The sequence below is a fragment of the Pseudoduganella sp. RAF53_2 genome (assembly GCF_052113985.1).
Classification (GTDB): Bacteria; Pseudomonadota; Gammaproteobacteria; order Burkholderiales; family Burkholderiaceae_D; genus Rugamonas.
In genome coordinates this window covers 1-3,666 of sequence record NZ_JBFRDW010000619.1, presented here as the reverse complement: position 1 = coordinate 3,666, position 3,666 = coordinate 1, and the positions used below count along the sequence as shown (strand labels likewise).

The following is a 3,666-nucleotide window of genomic DNA, read 5'->3' as shown; positions in this document are numbered from 1 at the left end:
CTTCATGAGGTAGTAGCGCGGCGCACACGGATAGCCGGTGCGCGCGAAGAAATCATCCAGTTCTTTCAACTCACGTTCGTAACGCCCCTCCGCCTTCCACTTCGCGATCAGGATTTCAGGCAGCACAACGGACTCATTGCTGTCAGTGCGCACGTCCGGCAAATTCTTCACCAGGGTGCAGCTGACCGTGGTCGGCACATCCTTGTACTGGCACTGCGGCTCGGTGCGCACCCAGTCGGCAGGCCAGACCGGATCTTCATCGGTGACGGGGCCAGTATGATTCATCACCACGTCCAGCAGAACGCGAATGCCGCGTGCATGGGCCGCCTCAACGAAATCGCGGAAATCCTGCTCCGTGCCGAGGTTGGCGTCTACCGCCGTCCAGTCGCGCGCCCAGTAACCGTGGAAGCCATAAGACTTGCCGGTGCCTTCATCCGTGCCGGCGTGGATTTGCTCCACCGGAGGCGTGGTCCAGATCACGTCCACGCCCAGGTCATCGAAATAGCCGGACTTGATTTTTGCCGTCAGGCCTTTCAGATCGCCGCCCATGAAACCGCGCAGTGGCGCCGCATCGGCCTTGCGGTGATATGAAAGGTCATTGGATTTGTCGCCGTTCGCAAAGCGGTCGGTAACAAGGAAATAAACGGTCGCATTCTCCCACATGAATGGCTTCGGTTTCGCAGGCGCCGCGGCGTGCGCGCTGGTAGCCAGCAGAACGGACAATGCAAGAGATGTGAGTTTCATGCGACCTTTCCTTTTATCGTTGATTATGTGATGACGGACGGATTGGTCCGCCCGGTGTGCATGACGATGCTCGCCATGCTGTCAGCCAGCGCAATCAGGCTTGCCAGTGCCTGCTGCGTCGGAATATGTTGTTGCGAGACGTCCGCTTCGTAGCGCTCCAGGTAGACGCGCAAGGTCGCGCCTTCCGTGCCGGTGCCCGACAGGCGGTACACGATGCGTGAACCATCCGTCATCATGATGCGCACGCCCTGMTGGCTCGCATGCGAACCGTCGACCGGATCGGTGTATTCGAAATCGTCCGCCGCAGYGATGGTGTAGTGGTTCATCGTGTTGCCCGGCAGGTTGGGCAGCTTGATGCGCAGGTCCTGCATCAGCAGCTTGGCGGCGTCGGCATCGATACCTTCGTAGTCGTGGCGCGAGTAGTAGTGGCGGCCGAAACGCGCCCAGTGCGCCGTCACGATTTCTTCCACCGACTTACCGGTTGCCGCCTGCAGATTAAGCCAGAACAGCACCGCCCACACGCCGTCCTTTTCGCGGATATGGTCGGAGCCAGTACCGTAACTCTCTTCGCCGCAGAGCGTTGCGCGGCCCGCGTCCAGCAGCGTGCCGAAATACTTCCAGCCAGTTGGCGTTTCATAGCATTGARTGCCCAGCGCTTCGGCCACACGATCGGCAGCCCGCGATGTCGGCATGGAACGGGCGATGCCCTTCAGGCCAGCGGCATAGCCTGGCGCCACGCGCGCATGCTCGGCAAGAACAGCCAGACTGTCGGATGGCGTCACGTCGAATTCGCGGCCGAGGATCATATTGCGGTCCGCGTCGCCATCGGATGCGGCGCCGAAATCGGGCGCATGGTCCGCCGCCATCAGCGCTACCAGTTCGGATGCGTTGACCGGATTCGGATCGGGATGGTGTCCACCGAAGTCCTCCAGCGGCACGGCATTGATCACCGTACCGTGAGGTGCGCCCAGCATATCTTCGAGAATCGTCTTTGCGTACGGGCCGGAGACGGCGTGCATGCCATCGAAGCGCATGGTGAAGCCGCCCGCGAACAGCTTGCGGATCGCCTCGAAGTCGAACAGGCGGGACATCAGTTCAGCATAGTCGGCAACGGGATCGATGATTTCCACCGCCATGTCTTCAATGTGCTCGGTGCCCAGCGAGTCGATGTAGATATCGAGCGCGTCGCTGATGCGGTAGCGCGAGATCGACTGGCTGCGTTCGTAGATTGCCTCGGTCAGCTGTTCCGGCGCAGGTCCGCCGTTGCTGCTGTTGTACTTCACGCCGAAGTCGCCGTCCGGACCGCCGGGGTTGTGGCTGGCGGAGAGGATGATGCCGCCGAACGCGCCGTGTTTACGAATGACGCAGCTGGTCGCCGGGGTGGACAGGATGCCGCCTTGCCCCAGCAGCACGCGCGCGAAGCCATTGGCTGCCGCCATCTTCAGGATGATCTGGATGGCGTCGCGATTATGAAAGCGGCCGTCGCCACCCAGCACCAGGGTTTTGCCGCTGGTGTCGCCGAGCGTGTCGAACACGCTCTGAATGAAATTTTCGAGATAGGACGGCTGCTGGAAAACCGTTACTTTCTTCCGCAGCCCGGAAGTCCCCGGACGCTGCCCGGGGATCGGAGTCGTTGCTACTGTCTGGATGGCCATCGTTCGCTCCTACTGGTTTCTTCGAACCACAGTTTGCCGCGAATGGCGGAGGTAGGGCGCACGCACGGCGGATCGATGATCCGCCCTACAGGGCCGCCGCGATGCCTCGTAGGGCGGGTCATTGACCCGCCGCCCAGCAGACGCATCAAGCCGCGGGCTTGGCCGAATCCTTCACAAACATCGTCAGCACGCCTGCCAGCACCATGCAGGCGCCGCCCAGCGCCAGCGTGTTGACGGTGTGGCCGCCCAGGAAATGCCTGGTCACGAAGCCCAATACCAAACCGCTCAGGATTTGCGGAATCACGATGAAATAATTGAATACGCCCATGAAGTAACCCATGCGCTTGGCAGGCAGCGCGCCGGCCAGAATCGCATATGGCATGGTCAGGATGCTGGCCCAGGCAATGCCCACGCCGACCATCGGCACCATCAGCATATTCTTATCGTGAATCATGAACATGCTGATCAGGCTTACACCGCCAATCACCAGGCAGCTCATATGAACGAATTTGCGGCTGGTGGCGCGCGCAAACACCGGCAGAATGAAGGCCGCCAGTGCGGAGAAGCCACTGTACACCGCGAACATGATGCCGACCCAGTTACCCGCGGACTGGAAAGCGCTGGACTGCGCATCAGTAGTGCCGAATACATTGTCCGCTACCGCAGGCGTGGTGTAGATCCACATCGCGAACAGCGCGATCCAGGTGAAGAACTGCACAAAGGCCAGCTGCACCATGGTCGCAGGCATGTGCACAAAGCCGCCGAAGACTTCCTTCAGCGAGTGCGCGAAGCCGCGCTTCACTGCGCGCTCCATGCGGAATTGCTCGATATCTTCCGGCGGCAGTTCGTCGGCGGTCAGCACGGTCCAAAGCACGGCCAGGAAGAAGGCAGCACCACCGGCGTAGAAGGAGTAACGCACCGAGTCAGGAATGCCGCCGTTGACGGCTTCGTTGCTCACGTGGAGAAAGTCGGTGAAGATGGTGGGCAGCAGCGATGCGATCACCGCGCCGCAGCCGATGAAGAAGGTCTGCATCGCGTAGCCGGCCGTCTGCTGCGACTCATCGAGCTTGTCACCGACGAAGGCGCGGAACGGTTCCATCGACACGTTGATGGATGCGTCCATCATCCACAGCACGGCCACGGCCATCCAGATGCCGGCGGAATTCGGCATCAGGATCAGCGCCAGCGTCGCGAGCAATGCACCAATAAAGAAGAAGGGACGGCGGCGGCCCCACTTCGGGTGCCAGGTGTTGTCGCTCAGGTAGCC

3 protein-coding genes are annotated in these 3,666 nt (G+C 61.2%); all 3 read right to left on the bottom strand.

Annotated features, from left to right (window positions below):
- On the bottom strand, nt 1-744 hold a 744-nt coding region (locus tag AB4Z11_RS26530; protein ID WP_442028835.1), incomplete at its 3' end, for an alpha-amylase family glycosyl hydrolase.
- Between the two features lie 23 nt (nt 745-767).
- Nucleotides 768-2,399 (bottom strand): alpha-D-glucose phosphate-specific phosphoglucomutase, encoded by a 1,632-nt coding sequence (locus AB4Z11_RS26525; RefSeq protein ID WP_442028834.1) that lies wholly within the window; start codon nt 2,397-2,399, stop codon nt 768-770.
- Between the two features lie 145 nt (nt 2,400-2,544).
- The coding region (locus AB4Z11_RS26520; RefSeq protein WP_442028833.1) for an MFS transporter at nt 2,545-3,666 on the bottom strand (1,122 nt) is incomplete at its 5' end.